Origin of the sequence: Tetragenococcus muriaticus DSM 15685, assembly GCF_000423785.1 — a bacterium.
Taxonomy (GTDB): Bacteria; Bacillota; Bacilli; order Lactobacillales; family Enterococcaceae; genus Tetragenococcus; species Tetragenococcus muriaticus.
The window spans coordinates 1-19,672 of record NZ_AUIQ01000041.1 but is presented as its reverse complement, the minus strand read 5'-3'; the positions used below and the strand labels follow the sequence as shown (position 1 = coordinate 19,672).

Sequence of the window (19,672 nt, the reverse complement as noted above, 5' to 3'; positions counted from 1 at the left end):
AATTTGAAGGTTGGTTGAACCAATACGAAGCCCTTCCGGACGACGTCGTCGCTCAAGAAAAGCGTTGGCAAGCTATGAAACGCTGGGTACAGAAAAAACCTCATTTTCAAGCTCATGAAGGTGCGTTTAAAGGGCAAATGGGCGAAGGAAAAGCGAAAAGTGCCCCTTTAGGCCAATTCGCCAAAGGATTAAACCAATTAATAATGACCCCGAATTATCTCTAATAAAAACTTGTTTTTGTTAGAGATAATGAGGGCAAACCGAACGAAAGTGAGGTTGAAAATAACTTCGTGTCTGCCCCAAAAGACGGTTTTTTTATTCAACCTCAATAAACTTGACACATACTTGACTTAACGTGAACTTGAAGTCTTATAATTTTATTGTATTATTGAATTGGAGGAATTAAGATGAGCAATATTAAAGACAAAGTGGTAGTTATTATTGGCGCTTCTAGTGGAATTGGCGCGGCTACTACGAGAAAATTAGCTAACGAAGGCGCAAAGTTAATTATTGCTGCTCGTCGAGAAGAACGTTTGAAGGAACTAGCTGAAGAATTAAAAGAAAGCAGTATTATCTATAAGGTAGCGGATGTCACAGATAAAGAACAGGTTCAATCTGTTGTAGATCTAGCTGTAAATACTTATGGAAGAATTGACGTGCTTTTCAACAATGCTGGTATTATGCCACAAGGAAACTTGGAAGCTAGAGAGTACGATAAATGGCAACAGATGCTTGATATAAATATTATGGGTGTCTTATATGGAATTGGCGCTGCTTTGCCATATATGAAAGAACAAAAAGATGGTTTGATTATTTCGACTGATTCTGTGGCAGGTCATGTTGTTTATCCAGGTTCAGCTGTGTACAATAGTACAAAATTTGCGGTGCGAACCATTATGGAAGGCCTTCGACAAGAAGAGCGAGAAAATGGTATTCGCTCAACGATTGTTTCTCCTGGTTTAGTTAATACTGAATTAGTTCATACAGTCGGTGATAAAGATTTAGAGCAAAATCTAAAAAGTGCTGCAGAAGGAGAAGGAACTGGCTTGCAACCAGAAGATGTCGCTAATGCGGTAGTGTATGCAGTTGAACAACCTGCTGGTGTTGCTGTTAGTGAGGTACTCATTCGTCCAAGTAATCAACCAGCCTAGTAAATTATAAGAAGGTTATATGTTATGTACCTGTTTCAAAAAATTGAAGAAGTAGTTGTTCAGCATAGTGATGCTAGAAGAACGATCGGGGAGTTTCTTTTAAGCGATAAAAATAATATTCATCAGTATAGTATGGATAGGATTGCAAAAGAAACATTTACTTCGAAAGCGTCTTTAACTCGTTTTGCTAAATTATTAGGCTATTCTGGCTGGAAGGAATTTATGTACGCTTTTTCACATGAGGTCGTGCAGCAAAATGATAGTGCTTTTAAAGACGTAGATCCTAATTTTCCTTTTGCTTCTTCAGATAAAACGATACAAATATTAGAGCACTTAAGTAGTTTACAAATTCAAAGCATTCAAGATTCTTTAAATTTAGTTGTTATTGAGGACTTAGAAAAAGCGGCAAAATTAATTTCTCAATCAAAAACAGTAACAATTTTTGGTACGAGTCCCAATAATTATTATGCAGAGTTATTAAAAAGAAAGTTGCTTGCTATAGGGCTATTTGCTATAGTGGCTCCTTCTGGAGAAATAGGTACGACAGCTACGGCGTTATCTGATAAAGATTGTGCCATTGTTATCTCTTATTCGGGGAATAATCCAGAGCGTGAACCGACAAGCATTATTAAGTATTTATTGCGAAAGCAGGTCCCGATTATAGGGGTTACAAGTGGTGGAAAGAACTATCTTCGAGATTACTCAACCGTTGTTCTTAACATATCTAGTAAGGAAAGACTTTATTCTAAAATTACTAATTTTACAACAGAGCAGTCGATCATGTTTATATTAAATGCTTTATACGCTGTAGTATTTTCTTTAAATTATGATGAAAATATAGAACGGAAGATTTCCCTTTCGCGTGACTTGGAACCACAAAGACAAGCAACTTTTAAAGAACTATCCGAATAGTAGATATAAAGAAGAAATAAGTAAGGAGGATCAAATTGACAAAAAATGTATTAATTTTAGGTGCGAATGGACAAATTGCTAGACAAGTGGAAGATATGCTGCTTGATGAGCAAGCGGATATCCACTTAACTTTGTTCTTAAGACGATCTAGTCGTTTACAGCAATTATCATCAGATGAACGTGTAACGGTCATTGATGGTGATGTATTGAATATGGCCTCCTTGAAAGAGGCTATGCACGGGCAAGACATTGTGTATGCAAACCTTGATGGCTCTGATTTAAAAGAGCAGGCAAATAATATTATGCAAGCCATGAACTCAGTTGGCGTAGATCGGCTTATTTTTGTCAGTGCAGGTGGAATTTACGACGAACTCCCTGGAAAGTTCGGAGAATGGAATAAGCGCGTTATGGGAAGTATTTTAGTTCCTTATCGAGAATCTGTCGAGGCTATCGAAGAGGCTAACTCAGTGGATTATACCATTTTACGTCCTGTATGGTTAACAAACTATGACGAAATTGACTATGAGACGACTAGAAAAGGGGAAACATTTAAAGGTACTGAAGTATCAAGGAAAAGTGTAGCAGCGTTAGTTGTTCAATTAATCCTACACCCCGAACAAGAAATTGGAGAGAGTCTAGGGGTAAACAAGCCTAATACTGATGGAGATAAACCTGCTTTTTTCAAATAAGTTCGTTTTCATAGAAAACAGAGGTATAGACTGTAAAAATTAGCAGTTTTCATTCGAATATAAAGGAGAGATAATATGTCTGGAATTAAAGGAAAAGTAGTCGTTATTACAGGGGCTTCTAGTGGAATTGGAGAAGTCACAGCTAAAAACCTTGCTTTACAAGGAGCAAAAGTAGTTTTAGGAGCGCGTAGAGAAGACCGCTTACAATCAATAAACCAAGATATTGAAAAAGAAGGAGGAGAATCTGTTTATCAAGTGACAGATGTTACCTCGCGTGCAGATGTCGATGCATTGGCGGACCTTGCCATTAAAGAGTATGGCCGAATTGATGTACTTGTGAATAATGCAGGGATTATGCCTCAATCCTATTTGAACAAGAGAAAAGTTGATGAATGGGATGCAATGATCGATATTAACATTAAAGGTGTATTGTATGGTATATCGGCTGTATTACCTACAATGCGTGAACAAAAATCAGGACAAGTTATTAATCTTTCGTCCCTTGCTGGTCATCAGTTGAATCCAGGTGGCGCGGTTTATAGTGGTACTAAATTTGCAGTCAGAGCAATTACCGAGACTTTACGTCAAGAAGAACAAGAAGCGGGCACAAATCTTCGCACCACTATTATCTCACCAGGAGCTGTTGATACAGAGCTAACAGATGCGATTACTGATCCTGATGTTAAACCTGTGTTTGATGAAGTTTATAAAAGTGCTATAACACCAGAATCTATTGCTCGTTCTATTGCTTTTGCTATTGCAGAAGATGAAAGTGTTACTCTTAATGAAATGATTATTTCTCCTACAAATTGATCTTTATAATGACATAAAGAGGAAATCATTTTTCAAATATAAAAATATAAGTGTTTTTGAGCAAGTCGAGTACTTATATATGAATGAGTATTCGGCTTGTTTTTTATCTTTTTATTTTATTATTAACACGAAGTGAATTTTAACAGGAAAGACGAAAAATAGAATACTGAAGGAGTATATATGAAAAAATATACAGTTATTACTGGAGCTAGTTCAGGTATAGGATATACATCAGCTATTGCATTTGCTGAAAGAGGAAAAAATTTGATTTTGATTGCAAGAAGAGAAGAAAAATTAGCTGAACTCAAAAATAAGATCAATAAACAATTTCCTAGTGTAGATGTTGTTGTTTCTCCCTTTGATTTGACAGATATTGATCATTTGGAAAATTTATTTGAACAATTTGATGATTATTTTATTGAAACTTGGGTAAATAATGCTGGTTTTGGTTATCATACTTCTGTGCCAGAACAAAGTATCAGTCGAACACGCCAAATGATTCAACTTAATGTCGAATCGTTGACGGTCCTATCGCTATTATACGTACAAAAATATAGTAACCAAGCAGGGACTCAATTGATTAATATTTCTTCTATCGGTGGTTATCAGATGATTCCAACAGCTGTAACCTATGGCGCAACGAAGTTTTATGTTAGCTCTTTTACTGAGGCACTCGCTTTAGAATTGCGAGATAAGCAGTTACCATTACAAGCAAAAGTGTTGGCTCCAGCTGCCACAGAGACAGAATTTGGAGAAATTTCCAACGATATTGCTGATTTTGATTATAAAGAGCGGTTTTCAAAATATCATACTGCCGAAGATATGGCAGGACTTTTACTAAAGTTATATGATAGCGACCAAATGGTTGGCGTTGTCGATCGAAAATCTTTTGACTTCATATTAAGTGAAAATAGATTTGAATATGGAGGCTAATGGGCAGCTAATAGGTTGCCCGTGAAGTCTGTAGTTAAGAGAAAAAAGATCCGAATCTTACAAATAATAGATAAAATTCGGATCTTTTGTTAAAATTTATTTTATAAAAATTCAGAAAAGTCAAAAAAGATTGACTTAAAGTCGACTTTATCTTGTAGGGTATAAATTGAAAAATAAAAAGAATGGGGGAGATTACAGAAAAACTAGCAATAAATAGAACCTGTCGTTGAATTGTAGAGGTTAATTATTTGAAGAGGAGAGATGTAAATGAAAAAAACGATAATTTTTTCCGTTATGAGCGCATTTTTGCTGATGCTTCTGCCATTTTCTACAGCAAGTGCTGCAGCACCAACTCCAGAAGGACAAGAAGATGAGCAACAGTCGACTACGATTACTAGAGATGGTACGCAACCGCCTATTGAAGGAGATGAAGAGACTTTTACTGGTGATGTTACAGTACAACCTTTATTTGAAGCAAATGAAGATGCTCCAATCAGTGGAGGCTTAGTAACATTTCAACCGGGAGCTCGTACTGCTTGGCATACTCATCCGACAGGTCAACGCTTGGTTATTACAGAAGGAACAGGTTGGATCCAGGAAGAAGGGGGACCTGTTGAAGAAGTCAGTGAAGGAGATGTTGTTTGGTTTCCGCCAAACGTTAGACACTGGCATGGAGCATCATCGGATAGTACTATGTCCCATTTAGCTTTAACTGGTGAAGAAGATGGAGAAGATGTTGATTGGATGGAGCATGTTAGCGATGAAGAGTATCAAAAAGGACAGGCTAACGATGAAGAAGAGCAAAGGGAAGATGCTTCCTGGTCAGAACAACAAGAACAAGTCACTTTGATTTCTGCATTCACAGCGGTAGGAGAAATGGACTCTTTAGAAGAAGCCATTCATGAAGGGTTAGATTCCGGTTTAACCATAAATGAAGTCAAGGAAGTACTTGTACAGCTTTATGCTTACGCTGGATTTCCAAGAAGTATCAATGCCATTAATTTACTAATGGATGTAGTAGACGAACGAGAAGCTGAAGGGATAGAAGATGAAGATGGTCCTGAAGCAAGCCCAATTCCAGAAGACAGTAATAGCATTGAGATGGGGACTGAAGTACAAACAGAGTTAGCAGGAGAGCCGGTAGAAGGACCGTTATATGATTTTGCTCCAGTTATGGATGATTTCTTAAAGGGTCATTTGTTTGGTGACATTTTTGCACGTGATGTTTTAGATTATGAAACAAGAGAATTAGCAACCATTGCTGCTTTAGCAAATATGGGTGGAGTAGATTCTCAATTACAATCGCATCTTGATATGGGCTTGAATGCTGGGTTAACAGAAGAAGATCTGGAACAGGTAATAACTGTTTTTGAATCAGATGTTGATCAGGAAAACGCTGAAAATGTAGACGAATTACTACAAGAAACTTTGGATAACCGAGAGTAAATACGGTAGTGTATTTATAATAAATCGGCAGTTGAATATGAATAAATAGCAGATGGAAAAATGAACGACATCTGCTATTTGTTTGACTTCACTTACTAAGTGAGCTCAAATGAAAACAATTCAAAATAAGATTTTTTATAATATAAGGAGTGTGACAAATGAACAACAGGGAGACCATTAATAGATATTTTTCACTATTTGATTCAATGGATAAGCAGCTAGAAGCATTGGAACAAATAGTGTCTCTGTTTAGTGATAGCGGAGCAATTGTAACAGCAGATGGAAACATTTTTAGAGGGAAAAAATCTATCGAAGACTTCTTTAAAGATTTTTTTACACAAAATGAAAAAGTTAATCATAGTTGGGTAATCAATGAAGGCGCTACATTATCGGCTCATTGGTCAGCTACTGTTACAACGTCTGATCAAAATGTGCTTACTTCAGAAGGAACAGACTATTATGAATTTGATACAGATGGGAAAATTAAAGAATTAAAAATGACGATGTCTTAATTAAAGGTGGTCTCATTACCAAGGGGAACGCAATGTATTGAAAGTATATAAATGAATAGATATAAAATATTCTTATCTATTCATTTATAAAAAAACGTTTTCCCCTATTGATTTAATCCCAACCTTAAGTGATAGGGTAAATAAGTCAGGTTGATATGAAACCTCTCGTTTATTTTATAAAAGGAGCGTGTACGTATTATGACAAATATGGAAGGTAAAGTTGCTATTGTAACTGGTGCTCGAACAGGGATTGGACTTGCTGCAGCGCAACAATTTGCTGAAGCAGGAGCGAGCGTGGCTTTAGTTGGAAGACATGAACCAAAAAAAGAAGCACAAGACTTAGTGGATAAAGGTTATCAAGCCATTTCTATCCAGTGTGATGTTTCTAAAGAGGATGAAGTATCAGCGATGGTTGAGAAAACTGTGGAAGTGTTTGGAAGGTTGGATTTTGCCTATAACAATGCAGGCATCCAAAGTCCAATTACTGATACAGCTGATTTAACAGAAGAAGAGTATGATCGTGTGATGGATATCAACTTGCGTGGTATCTGGTTATCTATGAAATATGAGCTGCGACAATTAAGAAAACAAGAAACGGAAGGTGCTATTGTTAATTGTTCTTCCTTAGGAGGGATCGTTGGGATTGCTGGGCGTACAGCTTATCACGCATCCAAACATGGTGTGTTAGGACTGACGAAAAGCAGCGCGTTGGAATACGCTGAAAAAGGAATTCGAATCAATGCGGTTTGTCCTGGGATTATTGAAACACCAATGGTTGGAAGAATGATGGATTCAGAAAATGATGCCATGAATGAACTGATGAAAGAAATTCCTTCCGGCCGATTAGCAAAACCAGAAGAGGTTGCATCTGTTGTTCTCTTTTTATGTAGTGATGCCGCAAGTTATATTATTGGTCAAGGTATAGCTGTGGATGGCGGTTATACGGTTCACTAATTCAAATAACTAGGGATAAATAAAAATGTCAAGCGGATGAGATTCTTTTTTCATTAAAAGCCTCTTATCCGTATTTTTTTGTAGGCAACTCTTTATTCTTCATAAAACAAAACGATCTTTTTTAGATGATAAATTTTTAGTAAAAGAAAGCAAAGATATTTTATTTTAATTATTTATTTCATTTTATTTCATGAATTGTACTATTTATATAAAAAAAATGAAACCCATTTCACGTTGCATTATAAGTATTGGAAACGCTAACTCAACATGCTAAAGTATGATCGTAAATTAAGTGAGAGGAGAAAGAAGATGAGTAAAAAATACGAGTCTTTAGCAAAATCAATTGCTGATAAAGTTGGTGGGTCGGAAAATGTAGAGACACTTGCGCACTGTCAAACACGGATGCGTTTTGTTTTACACGACAATAGTAAAGCAGATAAAGAAGGGATCAAAAATCTAGATGGTGTGGCTAACGTCATTGAAAGCGGTGGCCAATTCCAAGTTGTTATTGGAACTCATGTAGAACAAGTATACGAGGAAGTAACTAAATTTATTTCACCAAATCTAGATGAAGAGCCAGTTCAAGAAGATAATCGAAATTTGTTTAATCGATTGATTGATTTTATTTCGGGGACATTTAGTCCGGTTATCCCTGCAATTTCGGGAGCTGGGATGGTAAAGGCATTACTTGCCCTGCTTGTTTTATTTAATGTAGTTTCTGGTGATTCGCAAACGTACTACGTTATTGATTTTATGGCGGATGCTGTATTTTATTTCTTACCAGTATTCTTAGCATATACAGCTGCTTCAAAATTGAAATGTAGTCCTTATTTAGCAGTAGCTTTGGCAGGGATTTTGTTACATCCGAATTTTAGCGCTCTTGTTGAAGAGGGGGAAGCTGTTAGTGTCTTTGGAATACCGATGGAGTTAGCTACTTACTCAACTTCTGTTATTCCTATTTTATTAATTGTTTTTGCCCAAAAGTATATTGAAGGATTTGCTCGAAGGATTACACCAGATGCTGTAAAAATAGTGATTGTCCCTATGATTACTATTTTTGTAACTGGATTGATTGGCTTGTTAATACTAGGCCCTATTGGTTCTTACGCTGGGAATTATTTAGCAGATGGTTTTGAAGCAATGCAAAATTATGGGCCATGGCTTCCTCCAACCTTGATTGGTGCATTCTTACCGGTAATGGTTATTTTTGGTTTGCATCATAGTGTGGCTCCTTTAGGATTTATGCAACTGGCTGCTTTTGGTTATGAAGGGATATTTGGACCTGGTGCTATGGTATCGAATATTGCGATGGGGGTTTCAGTACTAGTCGTTAGTTTAAGAACACAAAAACAATCTGAAAAACAATTGGCCACAGCAAATGGTATCACCGGATTAATGGGTGTCACAGAGCCAGCGCTTTATGGTGTGGCTTTACCTAAAAGATATCCATTAATTGCTTCAATTATTGGTGGTGGTTTTGGAGGTCTTTACGCAGGAATTGTTTCTACTGTACGTTTTGGGACAGGATCTAGTGGGTTACCTGCGATTCCATTATACATTGGCGAAGACATCACTAACGTCATTAACATTGCCATTGCTCTTGTCATTGCTGCAGTTATATCTGCCATATTAACTTATGTCTTAAGTTTCCGATTTGAAAAAAATCAAGAAGTTAATGAATCAGAAAGCAAAGAAGTTACCTTAGAAGGAACCATCGTTTCTAGTCCAGTTGCAGGTGAGTTATTACCTATGAGTGAAGTAAAAGATGAAGCTTTTGCGTCTGAAGCACTTGGAAAAGGGTTTGCGATAGAACCTACAGAAGGAACAGTTGTGGCTCCGTTTGATGGGAAGATTGCAACGGTATTTCCAAGTAAGCATGCGATTGGTTTAGTTTCTGATACAGGAATGGAACTGTTGATTCATGTAGGTTTGAATACAGTAGAATTAAATGGACAATATTTTGAAAGCTTTGTAGAAGCAGAACAACCTGTTAAAAAAGGGCAAATGTTACTGAAATTTGAACTGGATAAAATCAGAGAAGCAGGCTATACGACACAAATTCCTGTTGTTGTGACAAATACATTGCAATATTCTGAGTTTGAACTATTAAATGAAGGAGAAACCAGCACTGAGGACCCAGTTTTGAAAGTGGAAGTTTAACTATAAATAGGATTATTAAGAAAAGAGTTAAGGAATGAGGAATAATAACCACTCTTTTCTTAATGTCCTATACATATGGAGGAGACCAATGAAAAAAATATTTTATCAGTTCTTTGCTGCCATCTTAGTTGTTTTGTTCTTAGCAGGATGTAGTTCATCCCAAGATGCTTCGAATGAATCTGAAGAAACTGCAGAGGAGAATGGGGAAGTTGTTTTATATATTGTTCGCCATGGAGTAACGATGCTTAATGAGACAGACCGTGTTCAAGGGTGGTCAGATGCAGTGTTGACGCCAGAAGGAGAAGAACTAATTGAGAATACGGGGGAAGGTCTATCGGATATTGACTTTACCGCTGCTTATAGTAGTGATAGCGGGCGAAGTATACAAACGGCAAATATCATTTTAGATGAAAATCAACAGTCCGACGATGTTAGTCTTGAAACAGACAGTCGCTTTAGAGAATTTAATTTTGGCAGCTATGAAGGTGACCTGAATATGAATATGTGGGAAGATATTGCCGAAAGCCAAGGCCAAACTTTAGAGGAATGGAGAAGTCAAGAAACTCCACCACAAGAATTTGCTGATAGTGTAGCAGCCTTAGATGAAGACAGAGTGGATGAACAAACCAACTGGCCGGCCGAAGATTATGAAACTATCAGCAATAGATTAGAGGAAGGTCTTGATGAGGTTGCTGAAAGAACAAGCGAAAATGGCGGTGGAAATGTATTAATTGTTTCCCATGGGTTAAGTATCGGTGCAATGGTTGAAAATATTTCAGATGGCTATGAGTTGCCAACGGGCGGCTTGGAAAATGGAAGTGTTACTACCATCGATTATGAAAATGGAGAGTATACTATTGATACAGTAGGCGATGTTCGTTATACCGAGAATAACCAGTAGAAATAGGTATTGTTAATAAAGTGTTTATTTAGAGGAAGTTATTGTATGAATAATAGTTATTGGAGTGAGATTTATGTCTAAATTACCTAAGGATTTTTTGTGGGGTGGAGCTACTGCTGCGAACCAAACCGAAGGTGGTGTATTAGAAGACGGGCGGGGCTTGTCAAATATTGATGTACTTCCCTATGGTGAAGATCGTCCCTTGGTAGCAAAAGGATTAAAAAAAATGCTATCTTGGCAAGATGGTTATTATTATCCAGCCAAGGAAGCGATTGATATGTATCATCGTTACATGGAAGATATTCAATTATTTGCTGAAATGGGATTTAATGTGTACCGTATGTCCATTTCTTGGACGCGTATTTTTCCAAATGGCGATGATGAAGAACCGAACGAAGCAGGGCTAGCTTTTTATGAGAAAATTTTTAAAGAACTAAAAAAGCATAAGATTGAACCCTTAGTCACAATTGCTCACTTTGATGTTCCTATTCATTTAATTCAAGAATACGGTGGTTGGCGAAGTCGCAAATTAATTGACTTTTACACTCGTTATGCAAAAACGATCTTGAACCGTTATCAAGGTTTAGTTAAATATTGGATTACCATTAATGAAATTAATGTATTATTACATCAACCATTTGTGGGTGGTGGAATTGTTTTTGAAGAAAATGAAAATCAGGAAGAAGTAAAATATCAAGCAGCCCACCATCAATTAGTGGCAAGCGCGTTAGTCACAAAAATTGCACATGAAATTGACCCTGAAAATCAAGTCGGATGTATGTTAGCAGGGGGAAGTCACTACCCTTATTCAGCTCATCCTGAAGATTATCAAGAAGCGATTCGAAGAGATCGAGAAAATTATTTTTTCTTAGATGTACAAGCAAGAGGAGAGTATCCTAATTATGCATTGAAAAAATTTGAACATGATAATCTGAATATTAGGATGGAAGATGGCGATAAAGATATTCTTTCTGCTTCTCCTGTTGATTTTGTTACTTTTTCTTATTATTGCTCTAGAACGGTTAGCGGCCGTCCTGAAAATATGCAAACAACCACAGGAAATATTATTCCTTCACTTAAAAACGAGTATCTTCCCTCTTCCGAATGGGGATGGCAAATTGACCCACTAGGTTTACGGAATTCTTTGAATCAATTGTATGATCGATATCAAAAACCTCTGTTTATTGTTGAAAATGGGCTTGGTGCTAGAGATACAGTGCTTTCTGATGGTAGTATTGACGATGAGTATCGTATTGATTATATACGTGAACATATTAAGGCATTTAAAGATGCTGTAGCAATTGATGGTGTTGACCTGATGGGATACACTGTTTGGAGCGCTATTGATCTAGTTTCTGCTAGTATGGGGCAAATGAGTAAACGGTATGGCTTTGTCCATGTAGATCGTGATGATCAAGGAAATGGGACATTTGAACGTAGTAAGAAAAAATCGTTTTATTGGTATAGACAAGTAATTGCTTCAAACGGAGAAGAATTACAAAGTGAAAACTTAACATAAGTTACGGAAATCCTCTCATGACTTTTAGTTAAAAGAGGATTTCTTTATGTATCTTTCTTGACTTAAAGTTCACTTTATATCGTAGAATTGAACTAATATATGCGAAAGGGAGATGAGACATGAGAAAGTTACTGCCAATAGCTCTATTATTCGTTTTTTTAGTAGGGTGTTCTAGCCAAAACGATAGAAATGAGGAACAAGCACCGTCCTCAACAAATAATGAAAGCTCTCAGCCTGCTGCTAGTCAAACGGTAGATCCGGCCCAATTTGAAAATGCCGTTGTTGTTTATTACTCCTTAACTGAAAATACTGAAGAAGTAGCGCAAGAAATTCAAGAGCAAGCAGAAGTAGATATCTATGAAATTCAACCTGTGGAACCTTACCCTACTTCTTATGGCGAAGTGGCTGGGTTAGTAAGAGAGCAACAAGAAAATGATGAATTTCCCGATCTTGAAGAGTTAGATATAGACTTGGATCAATATGATACTATTTTTGTTGGCTCGCCCACTTGGCATGGTTACATTTCTCAGCCTGTACAACGCTGGTTAATGGATACAGATCTAGAGGATAAAAATATAGCGCCATTTTTCACTAGTGGTAGCCAACCTATAGAAGATCCCCAAAGTGATTTACAGGAATTAATCCCAAATACAAATATATCAGATGAACTATCAATGGCTGATAGCCCGAGAGATGATATTGAGGAATCGGTAAATCAGTGGTTAAATAGTCTGACATTTTAATAATAAAAGCTTGTAGATGAATATCTACAAGCTTTTATAATAGAGGCTTTTTTCATTTTTAATATAGTTTAATATCAATAAAGGAGATGTAAATATGGAATATATTACATTAAATACAGGATACAAAATGCCTATTCTAGGGTTTGGTGTTTACCAAATTCCCCAAAGAGATACCGAACGTGCGGTTAGAGATGCAATTGACGCTGGATATCGACACATTGATACAGCTCAACTGTATCGTAATGAGGTAGGTGTTGGTAAAGCGATTAGTAAAGCAGAATTCCCTAGAGAGGACTTTTTTATTACAACTAAACTATTTACCTCTGGTTATCAATCGACAAAAAAACAAATCGATCAAGCACTTAAATATTTACAGACAGATTATATTGACTTAATGTTAATACATTGGGTAATAAGAGATTATCATGGAACGTATCAAGCATTGGAAGAGGCATTTCATGAAGGAAAGCTGAGATCCATAGGGCTTTCTAATTTTAATCAAAATCAAGTACAAGATATCCTTGATCATTTTGAGGTAAAGCCTAGCGTTCTTCAAAATGAAATGCATGTTTTTTATCAAAGAACGCCACTACGTCAATTTAGTAAAGATAAGAATATCCAATTTGAATCGTGGGCTCCATTTGGCGAAGGAATGAATAATACTTTTACTAATGATGTTTTACGCACGATTGCGAAAAAATATGATAAAACAGTTGCACAGATTATTTTAAGATTTATTACACAAGAAGGCGTCGTTGCAATTCCAAAATCAGTGAAAAAGGAACGCATGATGGAGAACTTTGATATCTTTAATTTCAAACTGGATGAATGGGCTATGGATACAATAAGAGGGCTTAATGAAGAACGTAGTTTATTTGGATGGCCGTAGATATTATATCTGATTCTTATGAGAGATGATAGAATAAAGGTGGAATGTTTGACTTAAAGTCTACTTGAGGTAGTAGGGTGAAAACATAAGGAGGCGATTTTATGGCAAGTTGGCAAGATGAAGAATTAGAAGCGATTAGCAAGGCCCCCAACTTGTATATCTCTATTCCAAATTCTGATGGAACATGGCATCGACCAGCATGGATTTGGATTGCGCAAGCTGGAGATGACCTGTTTTGTAGAGGGTATAGTGGTACCAAAGCAAAATGGTATCAATCTGCTAAACGTGAAGGCAAAGGTCATATTTCCGTTGGTGGTGTAGAAAAAGATGTATTTTTTGAATTTCCAACGGATAAAGAAACCAATGATGCCGTAGACGAAGGATATAAGTCAAAATATGGTGGGAGTTCTTATCTCAAGCCTATGATAAGTCAACGAGCACGTGAAGCAACTGTTCGCCTTATTCCTGTTGATTAAGTAAATATAAAAAGAAAAAAGGTGGTTTATAAGCATGAAAGTTTTAGTTGTAGGTGCTAATGGTCAAATTGGCCAACATTTAGTTTCTAAGTTACAAAAATCAGAGAATCATGATGTTGTAGCAATGGTCAGAAAAAAAGAACAAGCAGATAGTTTCAACCAACAAGGAATCGAAACAGCATTAGTTGATTTAGAAGGATCTATTAACGATATTGCTTCAGCTGTACAAGGCTCAGATGCCGTCGTCTTTACAGCAGGATCAGGTGGAGCGACAGGAGCCGATAAAACAATGCTAATTGATTTGGACGGCGCTATAAAATCAATGAAAGCTACTCAACAAGCGAATGTGAAGCGATTTGTACTGGTAAGTGCTATAGGAATTCAGAACTATCATGAAGAAAATCATCTTGATTGGATTGATCGTTCCTCTTATTATAGTGCTGCTAAATATTACGCTGATGTTTGGTTGGAAAACAGCGATTTAGACTATACGATTGTACGTCCCGGTGGCTTAACAAACGAACAAGGAACAGGAGAAGTTTCAGTCTCTGAAGAACTCGATTTTGAAAAGATACCGCGGGAAGATGTAGCAAGTGCGATCATCCTGTCTTTAGAAAATGACGGGACAATTGGCAAAGCTTTTGATATTACTAGTGGTGATACTGCAATTGAAAAGGCTATCCAATCTTTCTGATAAATGCAGCCGTAGTTATATTGCTGATGCTATTAATAATAAGAAAAGAAATAAGAAACGTTATCTAACTAATGAATTAAGGAGAATAAAACAAATGGAAAAACTTAAACTCACATTTAACAATCAAGAACTAACTGCAACTTTAGCAGATAATTCCTCCGCTCAAGCTTTAGCAGAGAAGCTAAGAGAGGGAGACCTAACTATTAAATTGGACGACTTTGCAAATATGGAAAAAGTCGGCTCTCTTGGCTTCTCACTTCCTAAAAACGATGAACGTGTTAATGCTGTAGCAGGAGATCTTATTTTATATCAAGGGAATAATTTTGTCGTTTACTATGACAAAAATAGCTGGAACTTTACTCGATTAGGTAAAATCGACATAGCTAATCCTAAAGATTTAAAACGTACATTAGGAAATGGAAGTCTTACAGTGACGCTTTCCTTGGCTTAAATGTTTTTAAAAGATGAATTTTATTTAAAAGAAGTTATTGGTTTATATTTTTAAGCTGATAACTTTTTTTATTGACTTAAAGTTTGGATGAAGTTGTAGGATGAATAAATGAAAAGAGGGATTTTATGAATCAAGTTAATCAACAATTACTAACAGGAGAAAGAGCTTTATTCAAAGAAAAAGAGGCAAATGTAACGAATTCGGTCTTTCAAAATGGGGAATCACCATTAAAGGAAAGTGCGGATATTTATTTAGAAAATGATATCTTTCGGTGGAAATATCCAATTTGGTATTCAGATCGAGTGAAGGCAGAAAATATTACTTTAACAGATACGGCGCGTTCAGGGATATGGTATACTCATTACTTACAAATTTTCAATAGTATTATGCAAGCGCCTAAAACTTTTCGTCGTGCGACAAATATAGTTTTAGATAATGTGCAGCTATCCAACGCACAAGAAACATTTTGGAACTGCCAAGATTTAGAATTGAAACAAGTGACCGCCACCGGAGATTATTTTGCAATGAATAGCAAAAATATACAAATTAATGACTTCTCTTTGGTCGGAAATTATAGTTTTGATGGGTGTTCAAATGTAGAGATTAGAAATGCGAAAATGATTTCAAAAGATGCTCTTTGGAACTGTGAAAATGTCACTATATATGATTCAACAATTATTGGAGAATATTTAGGGTGGAATTCGACGAATATTACACTTGTTAATTGCTTCATAGAAAGTGAGCAAGGAATGTGTTATATGGAAAATCTTCATATGGATAATTGTACAGTGATAAATACGGACTTAGCTTTTGAGTACTCAACCGTAAAAGCAACGATTAACAGTACAATAGATAGTGTGAAAAATCCTATCAGCGGTGAAATTCAATCGTTAGGAATTGATGAGCTAATCTTTGATGATGAAGAAATTCAACCAGAACAAACGAAGATGGTAACACAAGAAAGGAACGAACATGTCTTATAATTTTGATAAAGTACTAGATCGTAAACCAACAAATTCGCATAAATGGGATGTTGGAGAAAATGAACTACCAATGTGGGTAGCGGATATGGACTTTGAGACAGCACCAGCTGTTACAGAAGCCATTCAAAAGAGATTGAGTCAAAATGCTTTTGGCTATTCCATTATTCCTGATTCTTTTAAAGAGAGTATTGCTTCTTGGTGGAAACGTCGATATAACTGGGAGATAGAACAAGACTGGGTCCTTTTTTGTACAGGTGCAGTTCCAGCTATCTCATCTATTGTACGTAAAATGACAAATGAGCTTGAACAAGTAGTTGTTTTATCGCCTGTGTATAATATATTTTATAATTCTATTGTAAATAATAACCGCACAGTATTGACGAGTGAATTGGAATATAAAAATGAAACTTACGCTATTGATTTTAAGGATTTAGAGGACAAGTTATCTGATCCTGCAACTTCTTTGTTTATCTTTTGTAATCCACATAATCCGATTGGAAAAGTTTGGGATGAAAAAACATTACAAAAAGTAGGGGACCTATGCGTGAAACATCACGTTCTTCTTATCAGTGATGAATTGCATTGTGACTTAACACATCCAGGCTATCAATATACGCCTATGGCATCGATATCTAATGAAATTGCGAACCAAGTAATTACATTGGTTGCAGCCAGTAAGGCTTTTAATTTAGCAGGATTACAATCTTCTGCAATCGTTATTGCAAATGAAGAAATACGAAAAAAAGTCGATCGAGGAATTAATACCGATGAAGTGGCTGAACCTAATGCGTTTGCTATTCAAGCAACTGAAGCAGCTTTTAATTATGGAGAAGATTGGCTTCACGCGTTAAATCACTATTTGGAAGAAAATAGACAGTACTTAAAAGCATCGTTAGAAAATCACTGTTCTGAGATAAAAATGGTACCATCAGAAGCTACCTATTTAGCATGGCTTGATTGTTCAAACATAACTGAAGATACAACGTTTTTAACAAAATATATTCGAGAAAAAACAGGTTTGTATCTTTCTGAAGGTGAAATCTTTGGTGGAAATGGCGACAAATTTATCCGACTAAACTATGCTTGTCCAAAGACTATCTTAGAAAATGGGGTACAAAGACTAATAAAAGGAATCCAATTATTCGAGGAGGAGATGGAGTGAAAACAATCGTTTTTTTGTCAGTTTTCTTTTTAGTAGGATGTACGAATGAAGCAGCAAATGATAATGGTAGTTCTAATAGTACAGGTGGAAGTGAAACAAGTAGTGAAGAAGTAATAGATTCGGAAGGTGAGAATAGTACTATGGAAGTTTTTATGACGATTAATGACGAGTCGTACCCGGTTACTTTAAATGATTCAGAAGCTGCTCAAAATTTTGTAGATATGATGCCGTTAACATTGACATTAAGTGATTATGCGGATACAGAAAAAGTTAGTGATTTACCTTCTGAATTAGAATTAGGGAATTCTGATCGAGGACATCAGCCATCTCCTGGAGATATTACTATTTATGAGCCATGGGGGAACTTAGCGATATTTTATGATGCGTTTGATTATTCTGATGACCTCATTCATTTGGGACATATTGAAGACGGAGCAGACATGTTAGAGTCAAATGAAGAGGAATTTGACGTTACTTTCACTGTTGATGAATAAAGAGGCTGGGACAAAAGTCTCCTTAATAATAAAATACCCGAACTATAAGAGAGATTTCTCCTGCGGTCCAGCAGGTCCTCGTCGCAAATTCGCGACAATTAGAAAATCTTATCAAATATCGTTCGGGTATTTTTGTCTTGTCTTTATTTATGTCCCAGCTTCTTTATTTTGCGATAGATTTATTTAACCATTTACTCTACTTGCAATGTCTACGACGTGACGGGCTTGTCTTTTCACAGCTTCTTCAACATCTTCGATCATATTTCCATTATCGTCAATGGTAACGGAAGTACCATAAGGGTTACCACCAGCTGTCGTATATTCTGCTTCAGAATATCCAGGTGCTGCAATGATAGCGCCCCAATGCATCATTTGAATGTAAAGGGATAACAATGTTGCTTCTTGACCTCCATGAGCATTTTGCGCGGATGTCATACCGGATACTACTTTATTTACCGTATCACCGTTTGCCCATATACCCCCTTGTGTGTCGATGAATTGTTTCAACTGTGCAGCCATAACACCGAAACGAGAAGGGACACTAAAGATCACGCCATCTGCCCATACGATATCATCAGAAGTGACTTCTGGAATATCTTGCGTTGCGTCATAATGAGCTCTCCAAGCAGGGTTTGCATCGATGGCTACATCTGGAGCTAATTCAGGGGCTTTGACTAAACGAGTCTCAGCGCCTACACCTTCTACGGCTTCTTTTGCCCATTGTGCGAGTTGATAGTTTGTTCCTGTCGAACTATAATAAACGATTGCGATTTTTGTCATAATAAATTCTCTCCTTGTTTTTTGTAATTTTAATACATTCTAAACTTTAAAGTATTTAAAAAAGAATAGCAATATTTTTGCTTATTTTTTGTAAGTATTTTAAGTTAGCTTTTTGATTTCTTTATTTTGTTAGTTTATTAAAGAAATCTAAATATTTATCGATAATGATTTGGAAGAAATTTTTTGTATCTTCGACAAAGGTTCCGTCTTCATTTAATAAAGAATCAAAGTTTCCAATATACGCTTCGGGTTGTTGTAATACTGGCATGTTCAAAAACACAAGGGATTGACGTAAAGCATGATTTGCTCCAAATCCAGCGATTCCTCGGGGTGCGACGCTGATAACAGCTGCAGGTTTACTATCCCAATTACTTTCACCATAAGGACGTGAACCTACGTCTAGGGCATTCTTAAGTGCAGCAGGTATGGAACGATTATATTCTGGTGTAAAGAAAAAGAAGCCATCCATTTTTGCAATTTCTTTTCTAAAACGCATCCAACTTTCAGGAACTTTTCCGGTAACTTCTAAATCTTCATTATAAAAAGGTAAATCACCAATTTCGATAAAGGTTGCTTCGACATTTTCTGGTAATAGCTTTTCAAATGCTTGTGCTGTTCTTAAGTTGTTAGAATCTTGACGTAAACTCCCAACAATAAAGCCAATGTTTGTACTCATAAAAAATCCTCCTCGTAAAATATATTTATAAGCATCATCTCTGATGCAAACATTCTGGTTCTTTGAAAATAAAATAAATAACATTAATCAATAAAAGCTTTAAGCAACACAATGTTTCCCTTTTGTTAAAGCGAGCTTTGCTCGCCAAGGCAAGGAGCGGAGCTCCGCGCAGCTCGTGATTCTTGAACGAGCGGAGGGCGTTTGGGATCTTGTTTCGATATTGTGTGGTTCCTGAGATATAATAGTCAGTGGAAAGGATCCACATGGGATTGTGCTATTTCCTCCTGTAGTTCTGTCTACGCGTTTAAGCATGCAACCCAGACCGTTGTTATCA

Annotated in this window: 21 protein-coding genes and 1 pseudogene; 20 read left to right on the top strand and 2 right to left on the bottom strand. The window is 36.5% G+C overall.

All coding sequences use genetic code 11. From position 1 onward, the window contains the following. The 20 genes and pseudogenes from G577_RS0107215 to G577_RS11220 all read left to right on the top strand — a co-directional run. A pseudogene (locus tag G577_RS0107215) lies at positions 1 to 224 on the top strand (ISLre2-like element ISTeha1 family transposase); the annotation flags it as partial. A gap of 183 nt (positions 225 to 407) precedes the next feature. After that, positions 408 to 1,151, top strand: coding sequence for an SDR family oxidoreductase (locus G577_RS0107210; RefSeq protein WP_028790640.1), 744 nt, complete (start codon positions 408 to 410; stop codon positions 1,149 to 1,151). Positions 1,152 to 1,175: 24 nt separating this feature from the next. Beyond that, the gene (locus G577_RS0107205) at positions 1,176 to 2,063 is read left to right on the top strand and encodes a MurR/RpiR family transcriptional regulator (RefSeq protein ID WP_028790639.1); all 888 of its coding nucleotides are present in this window, start codon (positions 1,176 to 1,178) and stop codon (positions 2,061 to 2,063) included. A 35-nt stretch (positions 2,064 to 2,098) separates the two neighbouring features. Next, positions 2,099 to 2,752 (top strand): SDR family oxidoreductase, encoded by a 654-nt coding sequence (locus G577_RS0107200; RefSeq protein WP_028790638.1) that lies wholly within the window; start codon positions 2,099 to 2,101, stop codon positions 2,750 to 2,752. Between the two features lie 75 nt (positions 2,753 to 2,827). Beyond that, positions 2,828 to 3,565 (top strand): SDR family oxidoreductase, encoded by a 738-nt coding sequence (locus G577_RS0107195; RefSeq protein ID WP_028790637.1) that lies wholly within the window; start codon positions 2,828 to 2,830, stop codon positions 3,563 to 3,565. 180 nt (positions 3,566 to 3,745) lie between these two features. Continuing rightward, on the top strand, positions 3,746 to 4,498 hold the full coding sequence (locus G577_RS0107190; protein ID WP_028790636.1) for an SDR family NAD(P)-dependent oxidoreductase: 753 nt from the start codon (positions 3,746 to 3,748) through the stop codon (positions 4,496 to 4,498). Between the two features lie 267 nt (positions 4,499 to 4,765). Then, complete coding sequence (locus tag G577_RS11225) at positions 4,766 to 5,944, top strand: (R)-mandelonitrile lyase (RefSeq protein ID WP_051176707.1); 1,179 nt, start codon at positions 4,766 to 4,768, stop codon at positions 5,942 to 5,944. Positions 5,945 to 6,102: 158 nt separating this feature from the next. Continuing rightward, positions 6,103 to 6,456, top strand: a complete 354-nt coding sequence (locus G577_RS0107180) for a nuclear transport factor 2 family protein (RefSeq protein WP_028790635.1) — start codon at positions 6,103 to 6,105, stop codon at positions 6,454 to 6,456. A gap of 198 nt (positions 6,457 to 6,654) precedes the next feature. Further along, positions 6,655 to 7,410, top strand: a complete 756-nt coding sequence (locus G577_RS0107175; RefSeq protein ID WP_028790634.1) for an SDR family NAD(P)-dependent oxidoreductase — start codon at positions 6,655 to 6,657, stop codon at positions 7,408 to 7,410. Between the two features lie 309 nt (positions 7,411 to 7,719). Beyond that, positions 7,720 to 9,570, top strand: coding sequence for a beta-glucoside-specific PTS transporter subunit IIABC (locus tag G577_RS0107170; protein WP_028790633.1), 1,851 nt, complete (start codon positions 7,720 to 7,722; stop codon positions 9,568 to 9,570). An 88-nt stretch (positions 9,571 to 9,658) separates the two neighbouring features. Beyond that, the gene (locus G577_RS0107165; RefSeq protein ID WP_038027672.1) at positions 9,659 to 10,471 is read left to right on the top strand and encodes a histidine phosphatase family protein; all 813 of its coding nucleotides are present in this window, start codon (positions 9,659 to 9,661) and stop codon (positions 10,469 to 10,471) included. A gap of 73 nt (positions 10,472 to 10,544) precedes the next feature. Continuing rightward, the gene (locus G577_RS0107160; RefSeq protein WP_038027671.1) at positions 10,545 to 11,990 is read left to right on the top strand and encodes a 6-phospho-beta-glucosidase; all 1,446 of its coding nucleotides are present in this window, start codon (positions 10,545 to 10,547) and stop codon (positions 11,988 to 11,990) included. Between the two features lie 119 nt (positions 11,991 to 12,109). After that, on the top strand, positions 12,110 to 12,733 hold the full coding sequence (locus tag G577_RS0107155) for a flavodoxin (protein ID WP_028790630.1): 624 nt from the start codon (positions 12,110 to 12,112) through the stop codon (positions 12,731 to 12,733). A 94-nt stretch (positions 12,734 to 12,827) separates the two neighbouring features. Continuing rightward, entirely contained in the window at positions 12,828 to 13,622 is a 795-nt protein-coding gene (locus G577_RS0107150) for an aldo/keto reductase (protein WP_028790629.1), read from the top strand. A 101-nt stretch (positions 13,623 to 13,723) separates the two neighbouring features. Further along, positions 13,724 to 14,098: a DUF2255 family protein gene (locus G577_RS0107145; protein ID WP_028790628.1), complete on the top strand. Its 375-nt coding sequence runs from the start codon at positions 13,724 to 13,726 to the stop codon at positions 14,096 to 14,098. Between the two features lie 34 nt (positions 14,099 to 14,132). Then, positions 14,133 to 14,792: an SDR family oxidoreductase gene (locus G577_RS0107140; RefSeq protein ID WP_028790627.1), complete on the top strand. Its 660-nt coding sequence runs from the start codon at positions 14,133 to 14,135 to the stop codon at positions 14,790 to 14,792. 94 nt (positions 14,793 to 14,886) lie between these two features. Continuing rightward, complete coding sequence (locus G577_RS0107135) at positions 14,887 to 15,243, top strand: cyclophilin-like fold protein (protein WP_038027670.1); 357 nt, start codon at positions 14,887 to 14,889, stop codon at positions 15,241 to 15,243. 125 nt (positions 15,244 to 15,368) lie between these two features. Beyond that, a complete protein-coding gene (locus G577_RS0107130; RefSeq protein WP_028790625.1) occupies positions 15,369 to 16,226 on the top strand; it encodes a DUF3737 family protein in 858 nt (285 codons plus the stop codon). Further along, positions 16,216 to 17,388 (top strand): MalY/PatB family protein, encoded by a 1,173-nt coding sequence (locus tag G577_RS0107125; protein WP_028790624.1) that lies wholly within the window; start codon positions 16,216 to 16,218, stop codon positions 17,386 to 17,388. The genes G577_RS0107130 and G577_RS0107125 overlap by 11 nt, the downstream gene beginning before the upstream one ends. Continuing rightward, the gene (locus tag G577_RS11220) at positions 17,385 to 17,882 is read left to right on the top strand and encodes a cyclophilin-like fold protein (protein ID WP_211219227.1); all 498 of its coding nucleotides are present in this window, start codon (positions 17,385 to 17,387) and stop codon (positions 17,880 to 17,882) included. The genes G577_RS0107125 and G577_RS11220 overlap by 4 nt, the downstream gene beginning before the upstream one ends. Positions 17,883 to 18,065: 183 nt before the next feature. On the opposite strand, the gene wrbA is transcribed toward G577_RS11220, so the two are convergent. Then, positions 18,066 to 18,662, bottom strand: a complete 597-nt coding sequence (wrbA, locus tag G577_RS0107115; protein WP_028790623.1) for an NAD(P)H:quinone oxidoreductase type IV — start codon at positions 18,660 to 18,662, stop codon at positions 18,066 to 18,068. A 121-nt stretch (positions 18,663 to 18,783) separates the two neighbouring features. Continuing rightward, positions 18,784 to 19,338, bottom strand: coding sequence for an NADPH-dependent FMN reductase (locus tag G577_RS0107110; protein ID WP_028790622.1), 555 nt, complete (start codon positions 19,336 to 19,338; stop codon positions 18,784 to 18,786). Between the last annotated feature and the right edge of the window lie 334 nt (positions 19,339 to 19,672).